Source organism: Nocardiopsis sp. L17-MgMaSL7, from assembly GCF_003182025.1.
GTDB lineage: Bacteria > Actinomycetota > Actinomycetes > Streptosporangiales > Streptosporangiaceae > Nocardiopsis > Nocardiopsis prasina.
In genome coordinates, this window is record NZ_QGTF01000016.1 from 42391 (window position 1) to 67560 (window position 25170).

A 25170-nucleotide genomic window follows, 5' to 3' on the forward strand; every position below is an offset into this window, starting at 1 on the left:
CGCGCGCACCCCGCCCCTTCGCGTGTCCGGGTCGGGTGGCCAGGCCCCGGTCCGACCAGCCCGTTTCCGGTGGCCTCCCAGGGGTCCTCCAGTCGATACGGGTGTATCAAAAAAGCGGGGGTGTGCCAGAATGACCCCGTGCCGAAGGTCGTAGACAGGGAAGCCCGACGGGATCGGGTCGCCGAGGCGATCCACCGCATCGCCGCCCGGGAGGGGCTCGAAGGGGTCAGCGTGCGGGTGGTCGCCGCCGAGGCGGGGCTGTCCGTGGGCGCCGTGCAACGGGAGTTCGCCACCAAGGACGAACTGCTGCACTTCGCGCTGCGTGCCTCCGTCGAGGAGGTGTCCGCGCGCTTCGGCCGGTTCCGGGTCGGTCCGGTGGCCCTCACCGTCGCTGAGGGGCTACGGCAGGTGCTCCTGGACCTGCTTCCCACCGACGAGCGGCGCCGGGCCCAGACGCGGATCTGGGCCGCCTTCTACGCACGCGCGGCCGTGGACCCGGTCTTCGCCGGAGTGCTGGCCGAACTGGACACCCAGGCCAGGGGGCACCTCCGCGTCGCCCTGGAGTACGCGAGGGACCAGGGTGAGCTCGCCCCGGGGCAGGAGCCGGAGGCGGCGGCGGAACTGCTGATGGTGCTCATGGACGGCCTGTGGCTCACCTGCGCGCGCCTGCCCGAGGGGGCCGACCTGTCACCGCAGCGCGCCGCGGTGGAGTCGGCGGTCCGGCTGGTCACCGCCTGAGCCAAGCGGCGGGAAACGGTCGGGACGTGATTGGTGTCCTTGGTCCCGGAACGGGTTCACGACGGGATCGTCCCTTCCAGTCGTGGTCCTGACCAGCGTTTTTCTTGGAGTGGAGGAATTCCTGGGAGGTGTCGGTAAAACCTTTCCCGGATCGTGTGTTCGGCGGGGGGTCGTATTTCCGAGGGGTCGGTGAGGATTTCCGTCTTCCCTGATCAGTGCGGGGTTCTCGGTGTCCGGAGGTCGTGGGGTGGTGTCATTCGTACCAGCGTTCGGTCTGCGCCCGACTCGGGATGGCGTCCTCGGGACGATGTTTCCCAAGAAGAAAGCAACCAATGCTCGCGGTGTCGGGAATCCACTCGTCGGAATTGCCGTATTCCACCGGCGCGCCCGGTCCGAGTCGTGTAGAACGTTGGTGACCGCCGAGGGGTCGCGCCCGGCATCGCGTTGTGAGGGGACGGGCGCGCCCCCGACCGGCGGCGACGGCCGCGCTCGTACGTGAGTTGACGAAGGGGCACGCACGAACGCGGCCGTGTTCCCGCGGTCCGGCGGAGGGGCCGGAACCGTGGGGCGGAACGCGGACGGGCCCCGGGATGACATTTGTCAGCGACGGGGGCGGATGAAGTGTCATCGGCGAGGGGTGACAGCGGCGTCTGTCAGCCGGGGCCCGGTTCGCGGGACTCTGGTGGCATGACGACGACAGAGCACACCGGACCGGCCGCCGCGACCCAGGACCCCACGTCGACCACGGGGCCCTCGGTGGTCGTCAGCGACCTCCACCAGCACTACGGCGACTTCGAGGCGGTCCGGGGTGTCTCCTTCGAGATCCGGCCCGGCGAGCTCTTCGCCCTGCTCGGGACCAACGGCGCCGGGAAGACCACCACCATCGAGACGCTGGAGGGTTTCCGGCGGCCCAGCTCCGGGACGGTCCGTGTCTTCGGACAGGACCCCTTCGGTCAGCCCCCCGGCGTGCGGGAGCGGGTCAACGCCGTCCTCCAGGGCAGCGGGCTCCTGGAGGATCTGAGCGTGGACGAGAGCCTCAGGCTCACCAGCGACCTCGCCGCCTCGCCCCGGGACGTCGAGGAGATCCTCCGCCTGGTCAACCTCACGGACAAGCGCGGCCTGCGCGTCCGGCAGCTCTCCGGCGGTCAGAAGCGCCGTCTCGACCTGGGCTCGGCGCTGCTGACCCGGCCCGAGGTCCTCTACCTCGACGAACCCACGACCGGTATGGACCCCGAGGCGCGGCACGAGACCTGGCGGATCATCAACGACCTCAAGGAGAGCGGGGTGGCGGTCCTGCTCACCACGCACTACCTGGAGGAGGCCGAACGCCTCGCCGACCGGCTCGCCATCATGCACCGGGGCGAGATCCGGGTGGAGGGCACCCTGGCCGGGGTGCTCGCGGGCTGGGGCGACCGGGTGAGCTTCCTGCTCCCCGGCGACGTGCGCACGGCCGACCTGCCCGACGTGGACGGAGCCACGATCGAGGTGGAGACCCGCGACCAGGAGTTGTGGGCCACCTACACCGTCACGGGCGGGGACGTGGCCGAGCGCGCCCACCGCGCGGTCGCCGCGCTGGTCGCGTGGTCGGCCGAACAGGGGGTCGTCCTCCAGCACCTCCAGGTGCGCGGCGCCTCCCTGGAGGACGTCTTCCTCCAGGTCGCGGACGGCGCCGCGGACCTCGTCACCCCGTGAGGAGGCGGGTCCGGCGCGTGCCGCACGGACCCCGGCGGCACCAGTGGCCGTCCCCTTCCGACCCCGCCCCGTCACCGGGACCACGCGCCGCCGCGCGACCCCGGCACCAGAACCCAGGAGACACCATGACCACGACCACCACCCGGCCCCCGGCCCCGAGCGTTGACCGGACCTCTCCCAGCACCCTGAAGCGGACCCTGCGCCTGGCCCGCACGGAGTTCACCCTCTTCGTGCGGTACAAGACAGCTCTGATGTACCTGGTGATGCCGCTGATCCTCTTCATGCCGCTGCTGTCCACGCCCAGCGCTCCGGTCTTCGGGGACTTCACCACCCACGACCTCACCCTGGCGTCGGCCGTCATCGGCATCGGCCTGATGCTGGGGATCGGACACCCCTCCAACGTGTTCGCCGCCCGCCGTGAGGCCCTGGTACTCAAGCGGCTCCGGGTGAGCGGGATCCCGCAGACGGCGATCTTCGGCAGCGTGACGGTGGTCGTCGTCCTGTTCTCCCTGGCGATGTCGGTCCTGATCCTCGGCGCGGTCGCCGCGCTCGGCGGGAGCCTGCCCGCCGACCCCGTGATGCTGGTGGCCGCGGTGCTGCTGAGCGCGGTCGCGATGAGCCTGGTGGGCCTGCTGATCACTCCCATGGTGCGCAGCGCCGAGTCGGCTCAGATGTTCTCCGTGGTCCCCATGATGGGGCTCCTCCTCACGGGCGGTGTCTTCTTCCCGCTCGACCTGATGCCCGAGCCCGTCCGCCTGGTCGCCCAGTTCCTTCCGGTCGCCCCGGCGGCCGAGATGGCGCAGGCGGCCTACACCGGCTATGACGTGTTCGGCGGGTACGAGGGCGCCGAGGCGGTGGGCGCCGCCGCCCTGTGGGGCAGTGCGCTCCCGTCGCTCGCCGTGATGCTGGCCTGGATCGTGGTGCTGTCGCTGCTGGTGCGGCGCTACTTCAGGTGGGACCCCCGCCAGCCGTAGGCAGCGGGTCGAGGGGGCGGAGCCGGGAGGCCGGGACGGGGCCACCCGGCTCCGCCGCGCATGGGGCCCGGAGGAGATCCGGCCTGTGGACAACGGTCGTGGAGGGGTGCTCCGCCCTTACGTTGGAGTCCGGTGAAAAGCGCCGGGGGAAGCGGGAGGCGGACGTGGGGGAGCAGGGCGGGCGCGCGGCGTCCGTGGCGGCGCCGGAGAACGGTGGTGCCACGGCTCCGGCGGGCCGGGGCGCCGAGACGCCCGCGCCACCGGGGATGAGCGCGGGTTTCGCGCGCAGGATCCGGCGGGCGCGACTGTACTGCCTGTACAGCATGGCGGCGTTCCCGTTCCTGGTTCCCTTCTGGGCCGGGACCGGGCTCCTGGTGGACCTCTCCTACGCCGGGGGCGTCCTCGACGGCCAGCCTGACTACGTCCTCGGGCTCGCCGTGGTCCGCACGGTCGCACTGTTCGTTGCCTCGGTCCTGTGCGCCCTGGCGATGTTCCGCATGATCCGGGAGCGGTTGGACGGCAGAGTCCGACCGAACCGGATCCTGTACTGGAGCACCGTCGCCCTGCTCCTGGTCGTGTTCCTGTTCCTCTGGCACACCCCGAGCGTCCTCGGGATAGCCGCCTCGGCCTGGGTGCTGCTCGCCTTCCTGTCCTCCCGGCGCGAGCTGCTGTACCTCACGGGTGGCGGGATCGCCGTGACGGTGGTGAACGCGCTGGTCACGCCGATGCGGACAGCGCTGTTGCCCGGACCGGGCGGTCTCGGCGGCCCCCTGGGGATCCTCGGCAGTCTGGCGGGGCACGGCCTGATCATGCTCTTCTGGGCGGGCTTCCTGTGGATCGGCTGTCTCTACACGATCTGGCTGTGGGACGGCATCCGGCGGGTGACCGAGGGCCAGCAGGCCCGCGCCCAGCTGGCGGTGGACGGGGAACGGCTCCGCTTCACCAACCAGATCCGTGAGCTGCTGTGGCACCGGCTCGACGCGCTGCGCATCGGCGCCGGTCAGGCGGGACGGCACGTGCGGACCGACCCGGAGGCGGCCGAGCGGGAGATCGGCCAGGTCCACGAACTGGCGCGGACCACGCTGAGACAGGTGCGCTCGGTGGTCCGGGGGTACCGGGACATCGACCTCGACGCGGAGGTGAACTCGGTCCGCGCGGTCCTGGAGGCCAACGGGACCGTCACCGCTGTCACCGGCCTGACGGGCCTGAACCCGCCAGCGGACACGGCGGCCCTGGCCGCCTGGGTGGTGCGGGAGGGCGGAACCAACGTCCTGCGGCACAGCCGCGCCCAGAACTGCCGGATCGCCTTCGCGGAGAAACCCGGATCCGCTCCCGGCCTCGGCGAACTGGTCGTGGAGCTGAGGAACGACCGGGCGCGGGAGGGTGCCCCGTCCGGGGTGGGGTCCGACAGCGGTCTGGCAGGTCTGGCCGAGCGGATCGCCGGTGGCGGCGGCACGCTGGAGGCGACCCGGACGGACGACGGCGGCTTTCTGCTGCGGGCCACCCTTCCCTTGGCGGACGGTCCGGCACCCCGCCTGGTCGGCGCGAGCGAGAACGGGGCGAGCGAGAACGGGGCGAATCCGGCGCCGAGCGGCCCCGTGCCCGCGACGGCCCTGGTCGTGCCCGAGCCCTCCGAGGAGACGACACCGCAGGAAGCCGACACGGAACTGCTGAACGAACTGGCCAACGACCGGCGGGTCCGCCTCTCCCGGCGGATCACCATGGCTCTGATCGGTTTCAACAGCCTGCTGCTCGTGGTGCTGGCCCTCATGGATCTCGTCGCCAGCGCCGAGTACGGTCTTCCACTCTGGTCCTCGGTGGTCGGCACGCTCCTCACCGTGGTGGTCGCGGGTCTGCTCATCCGCCTGCTCCGGGAGCGGCTGGATGGTAACCGCAGACCCAGTCCGGGCCTGTTCTGGCTCTCCGTGGTGCTGCTCCTGATGGGCGCGGTGTTCCTGAACAACCCAGCCGTGGCGCTGATCATGATGGGCGCCTGGTGGGGGACCGGAGTCCTCTTCACCACGCGTTGGCCCGGCGTGGTGGTCACCGTCCTGTTGTTGTTCGCGCCGCTGCCACTGATCCCGACCTTCTCCGCGGTCCTCGAACCGAACGGATTCAACCCCCTCGTCTACGGACTGGTCTGGCTGCTGGCGGTGATCGTGGCCCTGACCTTCCTCTTCAGCACCTTCGGCACGATCTGGCTCTGGGACATCAGCCGGGAGGCGGTCGCCGGACAGAGGGCCCGCGCCCAGCTCGCGGTGACCCAGGAACGGCTCCGCTTCGCGCGGGACATGCACGACCTGCTGGGCCACAGCCTCTCCGCGCTGGCGGTCAAGGCGCAGCTGGCCGGGCGGCTCGTGGACCGGGCCCCGGACCGGGCCCTCACCGAGATCGCCGAGGTCCAGGGGCTGGCGGGGCAGGCGCTCCAGCAGATGAGGTCCGCGGTGAGCGGTGACCGGGAGGCCGACCTGGAGGGGGAGGTGGCAGCGGTCGGCGCCGTCCTGGACTCGGGTGGAACGCGGACCGTGGTCACCGGCCTGGAGGGCCTGGAACTCCCGTCGGAGGTCGCCGGGCTGGCCGCCTGGGTGGTCCGCGAGGGCGCCACGAACGTCCTGCGGCACAGCGACGCGCGGGAGTGCCAGATCAGCTTCCGGCTCACCAGGGACGGCGCGAACGTGTCGAGGGGACTGGTCGTGGAGGTGCACAACGACAGCGCGAGGGCGCGGACGCCCGGGGGCAGTGACGGCAACGGACTGGCGGGGCTCTCCGAGCGGGTCGCCCTGGCCGGGGGGACTCTGTCCCGGGCCAGGACCAGGGACGGCGGCTTCCTTCTCCGCGCCGTGATCCCGTTCTGACCGACCCTCGAACGGTGCTCCGGGGACCGCGTCCGTGCGGAGCCGCGTGCCGGGTCACGGGCGGCTTGTCCGAGGGCCTCCCTGTCCCGCGGCGCCCTGGACCGGGGCACCGCGGAACGTCCGGGGGGCCTTGCGGGGGAGTGGTCAGACGGTGCCCAGGGAGTCGAAGGCCGTGTCGATCCCGGCTGTGGCGTCCTCGCCGCCGCTGGTGTTGAGGCCGAGCATGAACGCGCCCCGGTCGTCGGTCACCTGGACCACCAGGAACCGACCGTAGCCGCCGTCCTCGTCGGAGGCGTCGCCCAGGGTGGCGCCGAAGGCGGGGCGGTCGTCCAGGGTGGTCTCCCCGGAGGGCTCGATGCGTAGGTCCGCGCCCCCGGTGACCAGCTCACCGACCATCTCCGTGGCCAGGGACAGGCCGGTGGCCGCGATGGGCTCCAGGGGGCCGAGATCCTCGGTGCCGGTGACGATGATGGCGTCCGGATCGTCCTCGGAGCCGTACACCGTGTACGAGGAGTACTCCGCCGGAACCTGGTCGTCGCCGAGCCGGGCCCACCCCTCGCCGGGCAGGAGGTAGGCGAGCCCCGCCCTGGAGTCGGTGACGGTGCCCTCGCCGCCGGGCGGAGGCCCGGAGCCCGTGGTCGGCTCCGTCTCCCCGGCGGTGCCGTCCGAGGCGGTGTCCTCCCCGGGTCCCGTCCCGTTCCCGGTGCCGTTGGCCAGGAACCAGCCGATGCCTCCGGCCGTGACCAGGAGGAAGAGGAAGGTCACCACGAGGGCGACAGTGAGGGTGACGCGGCGCGCGTTGTCGGGTTCGCCCACGCGGCGGGGATGGCGGTCGGCGGGGGCGCGTGAGTCCGGGCGCTCCACCTCGCGTTCCGGCCTGTCGGGTCCTGCGTGCATCTCGGCTCCTGAAGGGGCTGCTGGCCGTTCTGTGGGCTGAGGGGCCCTGAAGGAGCAGTACCCAGTACGAGTCGGCGCGGAGCGGGACGAACGTGGCCGGATCAGGCCGATTTCGGATGGTTCTGTTTCCGAAACGGAGGCTGTGGGGGCGGGTGTGACCTCAGAGGTGCCAGGCCCGCCAGGGGACGAAGTGCGGCAGGACCACGTCACACAGCGGATGCGATGCCGAGGAACCGCCCTGGACGCCGCCCTGGACCGGCATGACGAAGGTGGGCGGGCGATGGCCGTCACGGGCCGGGGGCACCGGACCGGCGTACCTGACCTCGGACGGCTGCTCGGGAACGGCTCCGCGACGCGGCCGTTTCCTCCTGACGGGAGCGGTGCCGGTGGGGCCGGGCGCGGCGTGCCGGACACCCTTGTCCGACCCGCTGGTTTCGGTCGGCGAGACCGGTGGTTTCTCGGCGGTGTCGGTCTCCCGGACACCGTCCCCGCCGGGCTGGTCGCCGACCAGGTAGCGCCCGGTCAGGCCCAGTGCCCGGTCGATCTCGGCTGGACTGAGCCTGTGGTCGGTGTCGGCCACCGCGATGAGGACCTCGGCGTACAGCTCGATCTCGTCGAGCGCGACGTGGTCGTGGAGCCGGTCGCACACACTCAGCCCGTTCGCTCCCAGGCCGTTCACCACCACTCACCTCCCGGGGCACCGGTGTCGCAGGACAGGACGGCAACCCCGTGCGCTGGGGCGATGCGGGCGCGGCGCGACGGAACCGATCCCACAAGGAGAGAGGACTACCAGGCTACGGCCGCGGGACCCCGGAGCGCATGACTCTTGTGGGCCAGTACCGGGATCATCCGGGTTAGCCAGTGCCCCACATCCCCTTGGGGGGAGGGGATGTGGGATCTCACCCAGGCGAGTCACGGTCGGCCGGGCGCCGTCCGCCGTTCCGACGGCGGGGGGAGCCACAGGTCCGGCGTCCCCAAGGCGTCGGTGCGCGGTGTTGGGGGCGTCGTCCGAGGACCCGGGAGGACAGGACAGAGGCTTCGAGGACCGCTCCCCCGGCTCGCGGGCTCTTCCCCTCCCCGAACCCGGTCCACGGGCGAGGAGCCTCGTCCGAAAGGGCTCCGGCCGCATCCCCGCACGCCCGAGCCCGGTACGCGGCTCCCTCCGCGCACCGGGCTCCGCCGCGTCCGGAGGAATCAGCGCCAGGCCACGTCCTGGTGCTGCACGGCGTAGGCGGCGTAGGCGGTGGGGGTGTGCTCCAGCACGAGGCGGTCGTCGTCGTTCAGCTCCCGGACGACCTTGCCGGGGAGCCCGGACCACAGGGTGTTCGGGGGAACGACCTTGCCCGGGGCGACCAGCGAACCCGCCGCCACCAGCGCGCCCCGGCCGACCCTCGCCCCGCCCAGGACGATCGCGCCGATGCCGATGAGCGCACCCTCCTCGACGACGGCGCCGTGCACCATCGCCTTGTGCCCCAGGCTCACGTCGTCATGCAGGACGGCGGGCTGTCCCGGGTCGGAGTGGAGGCCGCACTGGTCCTGGATGTTGACCCGATCGCCGACCACGATGTCCTCGGTGTCCGCGCGCAGGACCGATCCGTACCAGACGCTGCTCTCGGCGCCCAGACGGACGCGTCCCACCACCACCGCACCCGGGGCGATCCAGGCTGTGGGATGGATCTCCGGCTCACCGAAGGGCGCCCCGCCGATCCTCGCGCCCGGGCGCGGCTCCATGCCGAATCCGTCCGTCTCGCTGTCCATGCGTGGGTCCTCTCGCTTTATGTCCCCTGGGGCGAGAGGGCAGGAAGTTGACCGCTACGCCCCCGTACGGGGATGATCGCGCATACCTTAGTAAGAACGTGACCAGGGTCCGCACGGCGATGTACGCGCCGGGGCTCTTGACGCCTCGGCGCAGCGCGTGTCTACCTTGGTCGTTTGGACGGTGTCCACGGCTTCACGCTCCGCTCTCGGCCGGTGCCCCTCATCGTGCCGAGCCGGAGCTCGACAACGGACATCCGCGGGCGAACCAGACCGAACGGTTCGACGGGTGCTTCGACGACACATGGGCACGGGGCAACTCTCACCATCTCTCACCACCTGCGACGCGCAGCAACGGTGTTAAGGACATGAAAGGCACATGAGCGATATGTTGCCGGGCGGCGGACTGCAACAAGACCGTTTTCCGACGGTGCGCAAGGGCGGCTACGACAAGGCGCACGTCGACGACTACTACGTCCGAATGGACAACCAGTTCAAGGATCTCCGTGAGCGCCTCCAGCGCATGGACGACGAACTGGAGCAGTACAAGCGCGACCTCGCGATCGCCCGCGAGAAGGCCCAGGTCAAGCCTGAGCACGAGCAGATCAGCGAGCGCATGGCGGAGATCCTCCGCATCGCCGAGGAAGAGGCCAAGGAGCGTCGCTCCCGGGTCGAGTCCGAGGTGAAGGAGGCCCAGAAGAAGGCCCAGGAGGAGGTCACCAAGCACCGCAAGGACGCCGAGGAGCACGCCGAGCGGATCGTCTCCTCCGCGCGTTCCGAGGCCAACGAGATGGTCGGCGGTGCCAAGAAGGAGGCCGACCAGCTCCGTGAGCAGGCCAAGCAGGAGGGTGACCGCCGCCTGAGCGAGGCCGAGGCCCGCGCCAAGAAGATCCACGACACGGCCGACCGTCGTCTGGCCACGCTGACGGCCACGCACGCCGAGGCGCTGCGCCGCCTGAAGGACATGCACTCCACGCTGGCCGACCTGGTCGCGGCCGAGGACAAGGCCGGTGCCCTGGAGACGGGGCTGTCCCGCGAGGAGACGGCCCCCGCTCCGGCCGAGGCCCCCAAGGGTCAGCCGAACTCGGGCCCGCAGAACCCGGTGCGGCCCAAGCCCGCGGTCAAGCCGGAGAACAGGGCACCCGAGGCCAAGGCTCCGGAGGCCAAGGCCGCCGAGGCCCCCAAGGCTCCCGAAGCCCCCAAGCCCGCCCAGCCGGAGAAGAAGGAGGAGGCCACCACCAAGCTTCCCCCGCTCCAGCAGGAGCCGGACCACGCCACCGTGCGCATCCAGCCGCTGCCCAAGCCCGAGCAGGGACAGCAGGAGTCTCCCGAACCGGAGGTCCAGCAGGGACCGAGGCGTGACGAGGGCAAGGGCGGCGAGCCCAGGGTCGCCGCCCCGCAGCCCCCGCAGGGTGCCCGCTTCGACGCCCCGGCCCCGGGGCAGCAGGCGCACCAGCAGCCGAGCGGCCCGCAGCAGGCGCCGTCGGCTCCGCCCGCCGAGGAGGCCGGGGGTGACCCGGGTATCACCGGCGTGTACCGTCGCCCCGAGGGCGGACAGCAGCACCCGCCCGCGAACGACGAGGGCGTGCGGGTCATCCGCAAGCCCTGACACGGCGCCGTACCGGGCTCCGCACCGGCGTCGTCAGGTGTGTCACCAGGGCGGGACCGGCCGGTCCCGCCCTTGGTGTTTTGTGGTGAGTTGTAGGGTGACGTCCGCCTTGTCGCAGGCCGTCGGCTACGATGCCGACAGCCATGATTATCCGCGCGGCCATTCGGTCCGACCTCGGTGCGATTCTGCGTCTCCTGCGCGAACTCGGTGACACCACCCACACGCAGAGCGCTCATGTTCGCATGTCCTCCGCCGCCGTACGCGCCTGGACCCGCATGGAGAACGACCCCGACCGCACCGTCCTGGTGGCGGAGCGCCGGGGCCAGATCATCGGGACCCTGGACCTGCTGACGGTGGCCAACCTGACCCACGACGCCCAGCCCTGGGCGGTGGTCGACAACCTCGTCGTCGACCCCGACACCAGGCTCCAGGGCATCGGCCGGGCGCTCATGGAGGACGCTCTGGACCGTGCCACGCGCGCGGGCTGCTACAAGGTGGAGCTGCTCTCGCACGAGAGCCGCCAGGGGGCGCACCTCTTCTACGCCGCCCTGGGCTTCGACACCTCGGCCGCGGGCTTCCGCCGCTACCTCTGAGCCCGCGGGGCCCGCTTCGGCCCGCCACCGCGCAGTGGCACGCCCTTCATGAACGAGACCGCGACCAGACCCAGCACGGCGATGGGAACACCGGCCACGAACACCCCCTGCATGGCGTGGTCGAAGGCGCCCACGACCACGTCGCGGACGGGGCCGGGCAGCGAGTGCACCAGCTCAGGGGAGCCCTGGGCGGACTCCGCCGCCTGCTCCAGCCCCACCGTCAGCTCCCGGGCACCCGAGTCGGTGCCGTTGGCGGTGTCCAGGGCCAGGGCCTCCTGCGCGGAGGTCGCGGCCGAGGCGAGTTCGGCGTTGAGACGGCTCACCATGACGGCGCCGAAGGCCGCCACCCCCATGGCCCCGCCCAGGTTGCGGAAGAAGGTGACCGAGGCGGTCCCGGAGGCCATGTCCCTCACCGGCAGCGCACTCTGGGTGGCCAGCAGCAGGATCTGCATGTTGAGGCCGAACCCGAGGCCCACGAGCATCTGTCCCACGACCACCGTGGTCAGTCCCGGGTCGAACTGGGCCAGGCTCAGCACGGTGAACCCGATCACGCAGAGCACCATGCCGACGACGGGGTAGACCTTCCACCGGCCGGAACCGCTGATCGCGAATCCGGAGCCGATCGAGGTGAGCAGGAACGAGGCCACCAGCGGCAGGGTCATCAGCCCGGAGACGGTCGGGCTCATGCCGTGCACCATCTGGAGGTACTGCGGCATGTAGATGATCAGGCCGAACATCATCATGCCCACGGTGACGGAGCCCGCCGAGGCCAGCACGAACGTGCGGTCGCGGAACAGCCGGGTGGGGATGATCGGTTCCTTGGCCCGGCTCTCGACCAGGACCGCCGCGACGGTCAGCAGCACCGCGGCGGCACCCATGGCGTACGCGGCCGGGGAGTTCCACGGGATCTGTGTGCCGCCCAGGCTGAGCAGGACGATGACCGTGCTGGCGGCGCTGAAGATGAGCCCGGCGCCGAGCCAGTCCACGGTGGGCCGCTGGCGCGGCGTGAACGGCATGCGGAACATGAACTGGATGACGCCGAAGGCCACGACCGCGAGCGGCACGGTGATGAGGAAGCACCAGCGCCAGCCGAGGGGGCTGTCCACCAGGAACCCGCCGACCAGCGGCCCGAGCACCGTGGAGACACCGAAGACCATGCCGATCAGGCCGCTGTAGCGACCGCGTTCACGGGGCGAGACGACGTCGCCGAGGATGATGTTGGGCAGCGTGGCCAGGCCGCCGACGCCGAGGCCCTGGAGCGCCCGGGCGGCGATCAGCCAGTTGATGTCCTGGGCGAATCCCGCCGCGAGCGAGGCGACGATGAAGATGCCGAGGGCGATCTGGAAGAGGAGCTTGCGCCCCCAGATGTCCGAGAGCTTGCCCCACACGGGAGTGGAGGCGGTCATGGTCAGCAGGGCGGCGGTCGCCACCCAGGCCAGCCGGTCCTGTCCGCCGAGCTCGCCCATGATCGTGGGCAGCGCCGTACCGATGATCGAGTTGGTGAGCATCGAGGTGAGCATCGCCAGGACGAGCCCGACCATGATCCGCCGTACGACCGGGCGCGAGGGGTACTCGGGTGTGGGTTCGGGCAGTGGTGCGGGGGCCGGGAGGTCCTGGGGGGAGGCGGTCCCGGGGGAGGAGCCCCGGGTGGTGGATGTCCCTTGTACTGACTGTTCCATGAGGCCCCCGATTCCGGACGCACGAAAGCCCCACGGCACGCACACCGGGGGCAAGCATCCACGTCAGGTATATGTAAACGCTGTTGACCTGTCAAATCGGTATCTCTCGGGCGCTTCCGGTATGCGTGGGGTGTACCGAGGTGTCAACCTGGAGTACTGAAAGCCCGATCGCGGCCGCCAAGGGGTGTGCAGATGGAGCGTCCGGAACAGACCGGAGCCGGCGCGGAGGCGCCGACGCGTGGCCGTGAGGCGACACGGGAGCGCATTCTCGCCAGCGCCAAGACACTGTTCACCAGTGAGGGGTACGGCGCGGTGTCCTCGCGCAAGATCGCGTCCCACGCGGGGGTGAACGTCGCGCTCATCAACCGCTACTTCGGCTCCAAGGCCGGCCTGCTCACCGAGATCCTGCGCGAGGACGGCGTGTTTCCCCGGCTCATCGAGGAGGGCTCCCCCGAGGACCTGACCGAACGGCTGGCGGAGCACTCGGTGGGCCGTCTGCACGGCGAGGGCACCCCGTTGCAGCTGTCACTGGACGACTCCGCCGGGGATCCCGACCTCCAGTCGGTCTACCAGGGGCGGCTCAAGAGCGCGCTGATCGACCCCCTCGCCGTCTACCTGGGCGGCCCCGACGCGCGCGTGCACGCGTCGCTGGTCGCCGCGGTCCTGTTGGGGGTGGGCCGGGTGCGGCGCGTGGAGGGGGCGGCGGCGCTGCGCGCGCACGACCGCGAACAGCTCAAGGAACGGGTCCTGGCCCTGCTGGAGCTGTGCCTGAGGGACTTCGGCGAGCCGGAGCCGGAGGCTTACTGAAGAGGTGCCCCCGCCCCTCCCAGGCAGGGGAGGGGCGGGGGCGTTCCCGGACCGGGGGGCGACCCGGGGGTTCACGGGGGTGTCAGAGCGGGAAGGCCGTGGCGGCGATGCCGACGGCGACGACCGGCAGGATGAACGCCCAGTACTGCATCGGAACGAAGAAGAGCGTGTGCGCGTTGCGGTGTCGGACGGGCTGTCCGGTGGCCGGGTCGAAGGCCTGCTTGGGGGCGTTCAGCCTCTGGCCGACGAAGTAGACGGCCACGGCGGCCAGGACGCAGCCCACGGCTCCGCCGAGGCCGGAGGCCTGGGAACCCATGAGGTGCCCGGCGACGATGCCACAGGGAACGGCGATGGCCGCAGCGATGAGTAGGACCAGAATGCCCCAGCCGCGCCAGATGATCATTTCTGTTGTTCCTTGAGGTCTCAGTGGGGGAATTGTGGACGTCACGTGGGATACGTGCGAATAGGGATCAGTTCTGACATTCCTGTGAATATCCGGACCGTCTTCTCATCCCCTTTTGTGTGACTCCTTTGCGGGTTCGGCAAGGGAACTCGCATCACCGCACCGCGCTGAGCAGAGTGGGGGAGGAGGTGGTCGACACATGACCGACGAGTACGGTTCCCTGCCCGAGGAGATGGGCGAGGACTTCTGGAACGACCGGTACCGCTCCGAAGACCGGATCTGGAGCGGACGGCCCAACCGGCACCTGGTCAGCGAGATCGAGGGCGTCCAGCCCGGGCGGGCGCTGGACGTCGGCGCCGGTGAGGGCGCGGACGCCCTGTGGCTGGCCGCGCGGGGCTGGCGGGTGACGGCCGTGGACATCTCGTCCGTGGCGCTGGACCGTGCGGCCGCGCACGCGGTGGAGGCGGGCGCTGGGGTAGCGGACCGGATCACCTGGCTGCGCGCGGACGTGACCCGGTGGGCCCCGCCGACCCCCGAGTACGAGCTGGTCACGGTCCAGTTCATGCACCTGTATCCGAACCCCCGGGCGCTGCTGTTCGCGGACCTGGCGGCGGCGGTGGTGCCAGGCGGGGAGCTCCTGGTGGTCGCCCACCACCCGAGGGACCTGGAGACGGGGGTGCCGCGTCCGCCGTACCCGGAGCTGTTCTACGAGGGTGACGCGGTGACCGCCGCTCTCATGGAGGGGGAGTGGGACGTGATCGTCAACGAGGCGCGGCCCTCGGAGCAGACGCTGGACGGGACCGTCCACACCGTCCACGACCTCGTGGTGCGGGCACGCCGTCGTGGCCCGGTCCGTGGCGGCCTCGCGGATTGATGACACAGGGAGGGCCTGGGAGGGCGTCCGGCGCGGACGCTCTGGCAGCCGCGCGAAGGGGCCGACACGGTGGAACCGGCCGCCCCCGGGGAGCCGGTGTCGGGGGCGGCCGGTCGACGAGGTGCGTCCCGGGGGACCGTGCACCGTGCGGTGAACGGGTGGCCGGGGCGCGGATCGGGCCGCGACCGGGAGGCGGACCGAGGCGACCGGTCAGTCGCGGAGCTTGGCGACGACGTCGATCTCGACCAGGATGTTGGCCAGGTCGGAGCCCACGGTGGTGCGGACCGGGTAGGGGGCGGTGAAGTGCTGTTCGTAGACGGCGTTGAACTCCGGGAAGTCCGCCTTGAGGTTCTCCAGGTGGACCGTGGCCTTGACGACGTCGTCCAGGGTCAGGCCGTGCTCGGCGAGTACGGCCGCGACGTTGGCGAGCACCCGAGTGGTCTGCTCGCCCACGGTCGGCGCCACCTCGCCGGTCTCGGGGTCCTGCGGGCCGAACCCGGCCGTGTACAGGAAGCCGCCCGCGACGACGCCCTGGCTGTAGGCACCGGCGGGAGCGGGGGCCTGGTCGGTCTGGACCGCCTTCTTGGACATGCGTCTCCTTCGGTCGAGTCTCGCGTGCTCCTGCGCGCGCCGGGGATCGTGTGGTCACGCGGGTCCGCGAACACATTTATTGGCAACAAAGTTACCAATTATCTTTGCTGAAGCGTATCTTGGGCCACACTGACACTCCGACGGCGGAGACGCCGAACCGGGTGTCGGGGACCCCGAACGGAGGAACAGTGCAGCCCGAGACCGTACTCGCCGGGGGACGGGTGATCGACGGCACCGGCGGTCCCTCCCGCCTCGCCGACCTCGTCCTGCGTGACGGCCGCATCAGCCACATCGTCCCACCCGGGAGCGCCAGGAGCACCGGCGAGATCATCGACGTGAGCGGCCTCGCCGTCTCCCCGGGGTTCGTGGACATGCACGCCCACTCCGACCTCGCCCTGCTCGCCGACCCCGCCCACGAGGCCAAGGTCCTCCAGGGCGTCACCCTGGAGGTGCTCGGCCAGGACGGACTCGGCTACGCGCCGGTCACCGACGCCACCGTCGACGCCGTCCGTGAACAGATCGCCGCGTGGAACGGGACGCCCGACCTCGACTACTCCTGGCGCGGTGTCGGCGAGTACCTGGACCTCATCGACCTGGGGTCCCCCACCAACGCCGCCTACCTCGTCCCCCAGGGCAACGTCCGCATGGCGGTCGTGGGCAACGACGACCGCCCCGCCACCGAGGCCGAGACCGACCGCATGCGCGCGATGATCGCCCAGGGCATGGCCGAGGGCGCGCAGGGGCTCTCCGCAGGGCTCACCTACACCCCCGGGATGTACGCCAGCGACGACGAGATCGTCGCCCTCCTCGAACCCGTCCGCGCGGCGGGCGGTTACTACTGCCCCCACCATCGCAACTACGGTTCGCGGGTGGTGGAGTCCTACCAGGAGTGCCTGGAGGTGGCCCGCCGCGCCCAGGTGCCCCTCCATCTGGCCCACTGCCACGTGAACTTCCCGCAGAACCGGGGCCGCGCCCCCGAGGTGCTCGACGCCATCGACGAGGCCACCGTCCGCTACGGCCTCGACGTCACCCTCGATTCCTACCCGTACCGGGCCAGCGCCACCTACCTCGCTGCCCCCCTGCCCTCCTGGGTCCAGGAGGGCGGGACCGCCGCCACCCTCGAACGCCTGCGGGACCCCGCCATCCGCACCCGCGTCCTGCGGGAGATCGAGGTGGAGGGCACGGACGGCAACCACGGCGTCCCCATGGACTGGACGACCCTCGTGGTCACCGGGACCGCCGACCCCGCCCTGTCCTGGGCGGTGGGTTCCTCCGTCTCGGACCTCGCTCGGGCTCGCGACGAGGCCCCAGGGAAGGTCTTCGTCGACCTCCTGATCGCCGACGAGCTGCGCAGCGGCTGCCTCCTCCATGTCGGCAACGAGGAGAACATCCGCACGATCATGCGCCACGGTTCGCACACGGCGGGCAGTGACGGCATCCTCGTCGGGAACCGCCCCCACCCTCGCGGCTGGGGCACCTTCCCCCACTACCTGGGCCACTACGTCCGCGAACTCGGGCTGCTCAGCCTGGAGGAGTGCGTCCGGCACCTCACCTCGCGGCCCGCCCTGCGCCTCGGCCTCGTCGACCGGGGGAGCATCCACGTCGGAGGCGTCGCCGACCTGGTCGTGTTCGACCCCGACACCGTCCACGCCCGGGCCACCTACGAGGAACCCCGTCAGACCCCGGTGGGCATCGAGCACGTCATGATCGCCGGAGAGTTCACCGTCCGGGACGGGCGCCGCACCGACCGCCTCCCCGGCCGATCCCTTCGGAGGAACACCCGATGACCAGGATCGACGCGGTCTGCGTGGGGGAGACCATGGCGGTGCTCACCTCCCCCGAGGCTCTTGCTGAGGGCGCCCGCCTGACGGTGGGCACCGGTGGCGCCGAGTCGAACGTGGCCATGGCGCTGGCCCGGCTCGGCCACCGCTCCGCCTGGGTGAGCCGGGTGGGGGCGGACCCCTTCGGACGGATGGTCACCGACTCCGTCGCCCGCTGCGGGGTGGACGTGCGCGGCGTGGAGGTGGACCCGGTGCTCCCCACCGGGCTGTACGTGAAGGACACCGCGCCCGGCGGCGCCGGGGTCCTCTACTACCGGAGGGGGTCGGCCGCCTCGACGATGTCCGTGGTGGACGCCGAGAAGGTGTGGTCACGGGGGCCCAGGCTGGTGCACCTGTCCGGGATCACCTCAGCGCTCTCCCCACGCGCCGCCGCGCTGGTCCGGGAGCTCCTCGACCGCAGGTCCGGGAACGGGGCGCTGCGCTCCTTCGACGTCAACCACCGGCCCGCCCTGTGGGAGGCCCGCGAGGCCGGGCCGGTCCTGCTGGACCTCGCGCGCCGCGCCGACGTGGTGTTCGTCGGCCGCGACGAGGCCGAACGCCTCTGGGGCACCCCGGCGGCGGAGGACGTCCGGGCGATCCTCCCGGAGGTGCCCACCCTGGTGGTCAAGGACGCCGAGCACGGGGCGACGAGCTTCGACGGGGCGGACACGGTGTTCGTGCCCGCCCCGCCGGTGGACGTCGTGGAGGAGGTCGGGGCGGGCGACGCCTTCGCCGCCGGCTTCCTGTCGGGGCTGCTCGACGACCTCGCACCAGACCGGCGGCTCAGCCTGGGACACGCCGCGGCCGGAGAGGTGCTGCGCTCCCGTGGGGACGTCCTCGACCGCGTTCCGGACGAGGTCCCCGGCATCCGTGCGGGGAACGCCTAACCGATCACGATGGCCCCGGCCAGGACCGGGGTGCCGAAGCGGACGGATCCCTGACCGGAGGCCAGGGTGCGGCTGCCCTGGCAGCTGGTGCCCGCGAAGAGCGCGAACCGGGACTCGCCCTCGATCTCGACCACCCCGCCCTGACCGGTCTCCAGAACACGGCAGCCGCCGTTCTCCACGGACTGCTCGTGGCCGGACTCGAAGGTGACGAGGACCGGGGCGGTCTCCTCCTTGCTGGCCATCCCCGAGATGGCCCCGGCGATGGTCGCGGACATGGTGGCGAGGTTCGCAGGGCGGATCGGCACGGGATTCCCCTTTTCACCGGGCTCGCACGAGCCCTTGGGACACAGGTACTGGAGACCCGGCCGGGCACCGAAGAGTGCTGCCGAGTGCAGAGATGGTTACTCTGTGTCATTTAGCTACAGGATCACGCGAAAGGTGGGGAGCCGCAACGGAGTGTCGGCGGATTTCTCGCGGGGTGAAGGGGCCCTTCGCCGGCCTGGTGGCGACTGGGTACCATGAGTGCCATCGGACGGGAAGGGAGGGCGACGCGTGCAGTACCTGCTGCCCTTCTTCGAGTTCCTCACCCTCGGCTTCCTCCCCGTCGACCTCCCGCTCCCCGGCATGGAGAGCGGCGCCCTGACCCTGCTGGTCGTGGCGGTCGGCGTGGCCCTGACCTGGCTGGCCCTGCGCGGCACGGCCCTGTGGCCGGTGGGCGACACCGCCACCGGCTCGGCGCACGCGATGCGCCGCAGAGCCAGGAAACTCCCCGTCCTCACCCTGTGCGACCCCGACGCGGCGGGCAGACCGCGTCCCCGAGCACCCGGCGCGGCCCTCCCGGCCGCTCGCTGACCACGCCCCGACGCGTGCCCACGCACGCCGCTGTGCCCACGCACGCCCGTGCCGTGGCTCGGCTCCGAGCGGCCTGACGTCTGAACTTCCCACCCAGACGAAGGGTCCCGACCTTGTACACCTTCGGGCCGATCGCGGCCGTCATCAGCATGCTCTCGGCGGTCCTCGCCGCCCTCACCACCACGCTCACACCGCTCACGGGCGCCCTGGCCGCAGGACTGGCGATCGTCGGCCTGACCGTCGCCGTCCGCCTCCTGCTCCTGCCGCTGGGGGTGGCCCAGGTGCGCGCGGAGAAGCAGCGCGCCCGGATCGCGCCCAGGCTCGCGGAGATCACCAAACGCCACGGCAAGAACCCCGAGCGGATGCTCGCCGAACAGCGCCGGGTCTACACGGAGGCGGGCACCTCGCCGCTGGCGGGCTGCCTGCCCGGCCTCGTGCAGATCCCGCTGGTCGTGGCCCTGTACGGGCTGTTCATCGGTGCCGGACCGGGGGAGGAGCCCCTGCTCGCGCACACCTTCGGCGGTATCGAACTGGGTTCCACCCTGGTCGCCAGCGTCGAGGGGCTCCTGGTCCCGCCGGTCTTCGCGGCGCTGCTGGTCCTCCTGGCGCTGGTGGCCTGGGCCAACCGCCGCTACGTGGTGCTTCCGATGATGCGGGAGAACCCCGCGCAGCCCCCGATGCTCGCGGCGCTGTCCTACATGCAGTACATGACCGTGGTCATCGCCGCGTTCGTGCCGCTGGCCGCCGGGATCTACCTGTTCGCCTCCACGACCTGGGCGCTCGCGGAGAAGGTGGTGCTGCGCAGGGTGCTGCCGGACTGAGCCCCGCCGCCGGGGCCGACCGCGGGCGTCAGAACTCGACGGTCACGCAGGCGAGGCGGTCCCCGGCGGTGCCCGCGTGCCCCTCGTGGGTGGCGGTGTGCTCGTCGTGCAGCACCAGGGAGTGCGCCTCGCCCTCGCGGAACTCCCAGTCCACCGTCGAGGTGACGAAGGCGTTGCCGCTGTTGTCGGTGGTCATGTCCAGCCAGACCTCGTTCTCCGGGTTGGCGTACTCGGGGTCCGTGGAGGGCTCGTCGTCCTTCGCCGCCGGGTCGACCTCGTTCTGGTAGTGCGGCCCCGCGTCGGCGGGGTCGTCACCGCAGGGGCGGGTGTGCACGTGGGCGCCGAAGTCCCGGTCCGCCTCCAGGCCGGTCCCGGTGAACTGCACGAACGTGGAACCGTCCTGGACACGGACCTGGACGTCGGCGGTGGCGCCCTCGGGTACCGCGGTCTCGTCGTAGGTGATCGCCCCGGCGCTCTCGCCCGGCGGGAGGAAGATCGAAGCGGTCACGCTCGGGGCGGTGGTGGGCTGGGCGGCGGGGTTGTCCGTGGAGGTCGCCCCGTCACTTGTGGAGGGCGCGCCCTGAGCGCACCCGGTGGCGAGAAGGGCGGTCAGGACCAGACCGACGACGGGTGGCGTGGTGCGCATGTCGGGACTCCCCGGGGATCAGTGCTGTGGCTGTCCGCAACGTTACCCAAAGTGCATGTGGGATAACTACGAGTGCGGCAACTGTGGTGTGGGCGGAGGGTCGGCGCCGCCCTCGTGAGGGCGCGCCCGTGCGCCCGGCCCCCGCTGTGCGGGCTCTCCCGGCGCTCCTGGGCCCCTCCGGTGAGGGGACCGTACCAGCAGACCGTGCGGGAGGAGGCCGGCCCCCTCAGGGATGGCAGACTGGTGCGTCCCACCACGAACCCTTCTGAACAGGCGACATGAGAACGATCAAGCGCGGCGGCGAACACGAGATCGAGATCAGGAAGTCCCGGTTCGTCTGCGCCATGGCCAGGGTGGACAGTGAGGACGCCGCCCGCGCGTTCATCGCCGAGCGCCGCAAGGAGCACTGGAGCGCCAATCACCACTGCACCGCCTACGTGCTGGGCGACGACGGAGGAGTCCAGCGGTCCAGCGACGACGGCGAACCCGCCGGGACCGCCGGAGTGCCCATGCTGGAGGTGCTCCGCCACCGGAGGATCACCGACACGGTGGCGGTGGTCACCCGCTACTTCGGCGGGACCAAGCTGGGCGCGGGCGGGCTCATCCGCGCCTACGGCAACGCGGTGTCCGCCGCCGTCGAGGAACTGGGCCTGCTGGAGCGGCGCCGACTCCTGGTGGTGGACGTGTTCGCCGACTACGTCCTCGGCGGTCGGCTGGAGAGCGACCTGCGCGACTCCTCCATCACCGTCAGGGATGTCGCCTACGAGGAGCGGGTCCGGATCGAGGTGGCGCTGCCCGAGGCCGAACTGCCCGGCTTCGAGGTCCGCCTCGCCGAGCTGACCGGAGGCCGGGCCGAGTCCGAGGTGAGGGGAGTCACCACCATCGAGGTGGAGCCCGAAACCGGCGCCTGAGCACGGGAACGGCGCGCTCACAGGGCCGTAACGAGTGGCCGACACCGTGTATCCACCTGGCCGCTCCCCGGCTTAGGATTTGCCGTAAACGTCATCGTTTCGTGGGGAGATACCGTCAATGCGCAGCTCACGGGTGCTTCAGGCGCTGACCTGTGGCCTTGCGGCGCTGCTGGTCGCGGGGTGTACCGGTGATCCTGAACCGGAGCCGCCCGCTCCCGCACAGGAGGAGGAGCCACCTCCGATCCCCACGGAGTTCGAGGGCGAGGCGCCTCCCGGCATCGAGGGCGAGGTCCTGCGCCACCTGCACGGTGACGGCGCGGACTCCCACGACATCCTCGACGACCCCCTGGGCGTGCGGATCAGCCCGGTCGGCAGTGCCTTCCTGATCAGTTCCGGCGGTGAGGACCGCCACCTGCTCCAGGACGCCGCCACCGGCGACACCCTCTGGGAGGGCGAGGCGCGCTTCCGAGGCTTCGACACCGACACCGAGGGTGCGTCCGTCCTGCTCATGACGGACGCGGACGACACCCCCTTCGTCCTGGACGCCGACGGGGACAGGCTCTGGGAACCGGCCGAGGAGGGCGACCTCTATCTGGACGGCCTCGCGGTGCGCCGCCCGGCCGAGTGGAGCGCGGAGGAGCCCCACGGCGACTTCTCGGTGCTGGACCCCGAGGGCGAGGAGCTGTGGTCCTACACCTTCGATCCGGAGGACCCCGAGTCGGAGGACCCGGGTCCGGCGGACGGTGGGGCCGACGACGACGCCGACGAGGAGACCGACCCGGAGGAGACCGAGGCCAGCGCGGACGACCCCGAGCGCCTGGGAGTGCCGGTGGCCGCCTGGGACGACACCGTCCTGCTGGACTCCGGGGACTCCGTCCTGCGCGCCCATTCGCTCGACCCCGACGACGCGGGTGAACTCCTGTGGTCGGTGGCCGCGAGCGACGAGGAACTGGGGCTGCCCGCCACCGCGCCGACCCCCGTCCCGCAGATCCTCGGGGTGTTCCCGGCGCCCCAGCCCGACTCCGAGTCCGAGTCCGAGGAGGACGAGGACGACCCGGCGACGGTGCTGCTGCGCTGGGCCCAGCCCGAGGCGCCCTCCGTGCTCTCCGCGCACGACACCGTGGACGGGGAGCAGTTGTGGACCCTGGAGGAGGCGGGCACCAACCCGGTCTCCCGACACTTCGACGAGGCCGGCTACCCCGGGCTCCTGCACGACCCCGACACCGGCACGCTCCTGCTGTCGCAGGCCAGCGGTGAGGCCACGATGGTCGCCGTCGACCTCGTGGAGGGCGAGGTCCGCTGGGGCCTGGAGGAGGACGACGGCTCGATCTCCCCGGCCTTCGCCCACGGTGGCCTCGTCTACGGGGACTCCCGCTCCAACGAGGACGGCGACCTCCAGTTGGTGCTGGACGCCGAGACCATGGACGTGGTGGGGGACGAGCTCTCCGCCTACGTGGAGGCGATCACCGACACCGGTCACGCCATCCTCGTCCAGGACCGCCAGCGCTTTGTCTTCGGCCCCGCGCCCGAGGACCTCGAAGCCACCGAGGACGCGCAGGACGGGGACGCCGAGGACTCCGAGTCCCCCGACCCCTCCGACGACGCCAGCTGATCCGGTGAGCGACCGGACACCGGCCCCCGGACCCGGCTACGAGAGCGGTGTCGTCACCAACCCGCTGCTGCGGATCGCGGGAATGGTGACCGGCCCCGCGATCATGGTGGTCGGCACCGGCATCCTGATCGTGGACGAGGGGGCGTTCTGGTGGCCCCTCCTGGCGGTGGTGCTCCTCGCCGCCGCTGTCGGCGGCACACTCGTGTACGTCTCCAGCGTCCACATGAGGGTCGGGAACGGTGAGCTGGAGATCAACGCGGGCTACCGCAGTGTCAGGCTTCGGACCGGCACGGTCGGGTACGTCGGCAGGGCCCGCTTCGAGGGCCGTCACGCGCGGCGCCTCGGCAGGTTCAACCTGACCAACGCCCGCGCGGGCGAGGGCGTCGAGATCGTCAGCCGGAACGGCACGTACGTCACCGCCCGCACCGACACCCCCGACGAACTCGTCCGGGCGCTGATCGCGGAGGGCATGGACCCGAGCGCCCTCCGCGTCCCCTTCCCCTTCGAGTCCGTCAGCTACCGCCGCGTTCGCGAGATCCAGCGCGAGGAGCGCACCGTGAACCCGGCCTGAGACAGCCCGGCGCCCCCGATGGCCGCGGTCCCGCTCACTGGCGGCGTTCGGGCAGCCGCAGGACCACCCTGAGGCCGAGCGCCCCGGTGTCGACGGTGCCGTCCTCGTGGGCCTCCCACTGCCAGCGCGCGTGGATCGACTCCCCGGTGCCCACCACGAGGGTGTTCGGGGGGATGCCGCCGAGCACGTGCTCGTCGGCGGTTCCGAGCGGACGCGGTACGACCACCACGAGCGGGTGTTCGGCGCTGTGCTCCAGGCCGTGGACGGGGTCCGGGGCGGTCAGGTCGGGCGGAGCCGCGGTCACCAGCGAGTGCAGCGGCTGACCCGACCGCAGGACCCGGACCGTCAGGCCCTTGGAGTGGAGCGCGTCGGCGATCACGCGCACGGCGTCGGCGGCGATCGTGCGGTCCCCGCCCACGGCCAGCAGACCGCGCGTCCTGGTGAGGTCGACGTGGACGAGCGCGTCCCCGTCCTCCAACGTGCCCAGGCACGCCAGGACCCCGTTGACCACGGGGCGGACCATCGTGTGGGTGGACGCGGCGAAGTTGAGCGGGCCGGAGGACCCCGAACCGCGCGCGTAGCGCCAGGTGGTGGTGTCGACGACCCGCCACGAGGTCGCCGGAGGGGTCGCCCCGGCGGGGACGATCGCGGTCGTCTCCCCGGGCGTGGTCAGGATGGCGACGGGTCGGGCGGGGACCTCGGCGGGGGCTCCGAGGAGGTCGGCGTGGGCGCCCCCCGCCCGGTGGACGGCGTCGGGGTCGGCCGTGACGCGCTCGGTCGCGGCCCGGCGGCGACGCGTAGCCGCGGCGATCCGAGCGGACCTGGGCTTGCGGGGTCTGCGCCAGGGGAGCGCGGCGATCCTCCGGAACGGCCAGGCGATGGCCCGGCCGATCGGCTGCCAGAACAGCGTGAGCAGGGTCAGCAGGATCAGCGCGGCCGCACCCGCCGCGAGGAGGCGCGGGTCGATCTTGGGCTTGTCGTCCTGCGGGGTGACGTCGGTGACCTCGCCCTGCTCCGCTGACGGCTCCTCTTCGGGAGACGGGGAGTAGGCGGGCGGCGCCGGGTGCGGGCTCGGCGGGGCGACTCCCTGGGCGTTGGCCTGGTCGACCGCGACCACGCAGAGGGGGTCGCGGCCCTCGTAGACGCCCTCCCCGCCGGAGTCGAAGGGGACCACCAGCCGCCAGTCCGCCTGGACCGCGCGGTCCTCGCCCAGCGCCTGACCGTCCGACTGGGTACGGCCCGCGTTGAGCTCGTGGATCTCGTCGGCGCGCTCGGGGTCGTCCAGGATGAGGTCGGCGATCGCCTCGAGCCCGGGGGAGCCCTCCGGGACCACGTAGTAGTAGACCTGCGGGCACATGTCGTAGGTGCCCGCGGTGTCGGCACCGGCCGGGGACGCCAAAGCGGACAGGAGAGCCGCCACCAGGGAGGCGCTGACCGCGAGGCCGGTGGCGGTGCGGGCCGTCCGCGTCGCCGCCGACCGTGTTCCGAGGGGTCGTGCCGCCGCTGTCAGGGTCACTCGCTCTCTCCCGTTGGTGTCTGCGCTGGTGGGTCGTCCGGAGGGGAGATGCGGAAGGACTCCTCCC

General features: G+C 71.7%; 24 protein-coding genes. 15 read left to right on the plus strand and 9 right to left on the minus strand.

Features of this window, described 5'->3' with window-relative positions; translation table 11 throughout:
• Positions 1–138: 138 nt before the first annotated feature.
• From BDW27_RS23295 to BDW27_RS23310, 4 genes are all read left to right on the plus strand, one after another.
• Positions 139–738 (plus strand): TetR/AcrR family transcriptional regulator, encoded by a 600-nt coding sequence (locus tag BDW27_RS23295; RefSeq protein WP_110051726.1) that lies wholly within the window; start codon positions 139–141, stop codon positions 736–738.
• A gap of 687 nt (positions 739–1425) precedes the next feature.
• Positions 1426–2430, plus strand: coding sequence for an ABC transporter ATP-binding protein (locus BDW27_RS23300; protein ID WP_110051728.1), 1005 nt, complete (start codon positions 1426–1428; stop codon positions 2428–2430).
• Positions 2431–2555: 125 nt separating this feature from the next.
• Entirely contained in the window at positions 2556–3404 is an 849-nt protein-coding gene (locus BDW27_RS23305) for an ABC transporter permease (protein ID WP_110051729.1), read from the plus strand.
• 164 nt (positions 3405–3568) lie between these two features.
• Positions 3569–6259, plus strand: coding sequence for a sensor histidine kinase (locus tag BDW27_RS23310; protein WP_110051731.1), 2691 nt, complete (start codon positions 3569–3571; stop codon positions 6257–6259).
• Between the two features lie 144 nt (positions 6260–6403).
• Here BDW27_RS23310 and BDW27_RS23315 read toward each other — a convergent pair whose 3' ends face one another.
• The 3 genes from BDW27_RS23315 to BDW27_RS23325 form a co-directional block, all read right to left on the minus strand.
• Complete coding sequence (locus BDW27_RS23315) at positions 6404–7156, minus strand: hypothetical protein (RefSeq protein WP_199560747.1); 753 nt, start codon at positions 7154–7156, stop codon at positions 6404–6406.
• A gap of 160 nt (positions 7157–7316) precedes the next feature.
• Positions 7317–7835 (minus strand): hypothetical protein, encoded by a 519-nt coding sequence (locus BDW27_RS23320; RefSeq protein ID WP_146223294.1) that lies wholly within the window; start codon positions 7833–7835, stop codon positions 7317–7319.
• Positions 7836–8350: 515 nt separating this feature from the next.
• A complete protein-coding gene (locus BDW27_RS23325) occupies positions 8351–8914 on the minus strand; it encodes a gamma carbonic anhydrase family protein (protein ID WP_199560748.1) in 564 nt (187 codons plus the stop codon).
• A 385-nt stretch (positions 8915–9299) separates the two neighbouring features.
• On the opposite strand from BDW27_RS23325, the gene BDW27_RS23330 reads away from it, so the two are divergent.
• Complete coding sequence (locus tag BDW27_RS23330) at positions 9300–10520, plus strand: cell division protein DivIVA (RefSeq protein ID WP_110051734.1); 1221 nt, start codon at positions 9300–9302, stop codon at positions 10518–10520.
• 143 nt (positions 10521–10663) lie between these two features.
• Positions 10664–11113, plus strand: a complete 450-nt coding sequence (locus tag BDW27_RS23335; protein ID WP_110051736.1) for a GNAT family N-acetyltransferase — start codon at positions 10664–10666, stop codon at positions 11111–11113.
• On the opposite strand, the gene BDW27_RS23340 is transcribed toward BDW27_RS23335, so the two are convergent.
• Entirely contained in the window at positions 11104–12792 is a 1689-nt protein-coding gene (locus BDW27_RS23340; RefSeq protein ID WP_026129200.1) for an MDR family MFS transporter, read from the minus strand. The two genes, BDW27_RS23335 and BDW27_RS23340, sit on opposite strands and share 10 nt — an antisense overlap.
• 192 nt (positions 12793–12984) lie before the next feature.
• On the opposite strand from BDW27_RS23340, the gene BDW27_RS23345 reads away from it, so the two are divergent.
• Positions 12985–13599 (plus strand): TetR/AcrR family transcriptional regulator, encoded by a 615-nt coding sequence (locus tag BDW27_RS23345; protein ID WP_026129199.1) that lies wholly within the window; start codon positions 12985–12987, stop codon positions 13597–13599.
• 82 nt (positions 13600–13681) lie between these two features.
• Here BDW27_RS23345 and BDW27_RS23350 read toward each other — a convergent pair whose 3' ends face one another.
• The gene (locus BDW27_RS23350) at positions 13682–14002 is read right to left on the minus strand and encodes a hypothetical protein (RefSeq protein WP_017544262.1); all 321 of its coding nucleotides are present in this window, start codon (positions 14000–14002) and stop codon (positions 13682–13684) included.
• Positions 14003–14201: 199 nt separating this feature from the next.
• Here BDW27_RS23350 and BDW27_RS23355 point away from each other — a divergent pair, with 199 nt between their 5' ends.
• Positions 14202–14876, plus strand: coding sequence for a bifunctional 2-polyprenyl-6-hydroxyphenol methylase/3-demethylubiquinol 3-O-methyltransferase UbiG (locus BDW27_RS23355; RefSeq protein WP_017544261.1), 675 nt, complete (start codon positions 14202–14204; stop codon positions 14874–14876).
• Between the two features lie 210 nt (positions 14877–15086).
• Here the strand turns inward: BDW27_RS23355 and BDW27_RS23360 are convergent, their stop codons facing one another.
• Positions 15087–15467, minus strand: a complete 381-nt coding sequence (locus tag BDW27_RS23360; RefSeq protein ID WP_049566653.1) for a RidA family protein — start codon at positions 15465–15467, stop codon at positions 15087–15089.
• Positions 15468–15655: 188 nt separating this feature from the next.
• Between BDW27_RS23360 and BDW27_RS23365 the strand changes: the two genes are divergently transcribed.
• Entirely contained in the window at positions 15656–17254 is a 1599-nt protein-coding gene (locus BDW27_RS23365; protein ID WP_110051738.1) for an amidohydrolase family protein, read from the plus strand.
• Positions 17251–18174: a sugar kinase gene (locus BDW27_RS23370; protein ID WP_110051739.1), complete on the plus strand. Its 924-nt coding sequence runs from the start codon at positions 17251–17253 to the stop codon at positions 18172–18174. The genes BDW27_RS23365 and BDW27_RS23370 overlap by 4 nt, the downstream gene beginning before the upstream one ends.
• Here the strand turns inward: BDW27_RS23370 and BDW27_RS23375 are convergent.
• Positions 18171–18479: a hypothetical protein gene (locus BDW27_RS23375; protein WP_017544257.1), complete on the minus strand. Its 309-nt coding sequence runs from the start codon at positions 18477–18479 to the stop codon at positions 18171–18173. The two genes, BDW27_RS23370 and BDW27_RS23375, sit on opposite strands and share 4 nt — an antisense overlap.
• A gap of 247 nt (positions 18480–18726) precedes the next feature.
• On the opposite strand from BDW27_RS23375, the gene BDW27_RS23380 reads away from it, so the two are divergent.
• Together BDW27_RS23380 and BDW27_RS23385 are read left to right on the plus strand one after the other, a co-directional pair.
• On the plus strand, positions 18727–19026 hold the full coding sequence (locus BDW27_RS23380; protein WP_110051741.1) for a DUF6412 domain-containing protein: 300 nt from the start codon (positions 18727–18729) through the stop codon (positions 19024–19026).
• 113 nt (positions 19027–19139) lie between these two features.
• A complete protein-coding gene (locus BDW27_RS23385; protein ID WP_110051743.1) occupies positions 19140–19847 on the plus strand; it encodes a membrane protein insertase YidC in 708 nt (235 codons plus the stop codon).
• A gap of 28 nt (positions 19848–19875) precedes the next feature.
• Here the strand turns inward: BDW27_RS23385 and BDW27_RS23390 are convergent, their stop codons facing one another.
• Positions 19876–20493 carry a superoxide dismutase family protein gene (locus BDW27_RS23390; RefSeq protein ID WP_017544254.1) on the minus strand — a complete coding sequence of 206 codons (618 nt, stop codon included), beginning with the start codon at positions 20491–20493 and terminating at the stop codon, positions 19876–19878.
• A gap of 278 nt (positions 20494–20771) precedes the next feature.
• Between BDW27_RS23390 and BDW27_RS23395 the strand changes: the two genes are divergently transcribed.
• From BDW27_RS23395 to BDW27_RS23405, 3 genes are all read left to right on the plus strand, one after another.
• Entirely contained in the window at positions 20772–21404 is a 633-nt protein-coding gene (locus tag BDW27_RS23395) for a YigZ family protein (RefSeq protein ID WP_110051744.1), read from the plus strand.
• A 118-nt stretch (positions 21405–21522) separates the two neighbouring features.
• A complete protein-coding gene (locus BDW27_RS23400; RefSeq protein ID WP_110051746.1) occupies positions 21523–23016 on the plus strand; it encodes a PQQ-binding-like beta-propeller repeat protein in 1494 nt (497 codons plus the stop codon).
• Positions 23017–23020: 4 nt separating this feature from the next.
• Positions 23021–23587, plus strand: a complete 567-nt coding sequence (locus tag BDW27_RS23405) for a hypothetical protein (protein ID WP_110051748.1) — start codon at positions 23021–23023, stop codon at positions 23585–23587.
• Between the two features lie 34 nt (positions 23588–23621).
• Here BDW27_RS23405 and BDW27_RS23410 read toward each other — a convergent pair whose 3' ends face one another.
• Positions 23622–25103: a hypothetical protein gene (locus BDW27_RS23410; RefSeq protein WP_110051750.1), complete on the minus strand. Its 1482-nt coding sequence runs from the start codon at positions 25101–25103 to the stop codon at positions 23622–23624.
• Between the last annotated feature and the right edge of the window lie 67 nt (positions 25104–25170).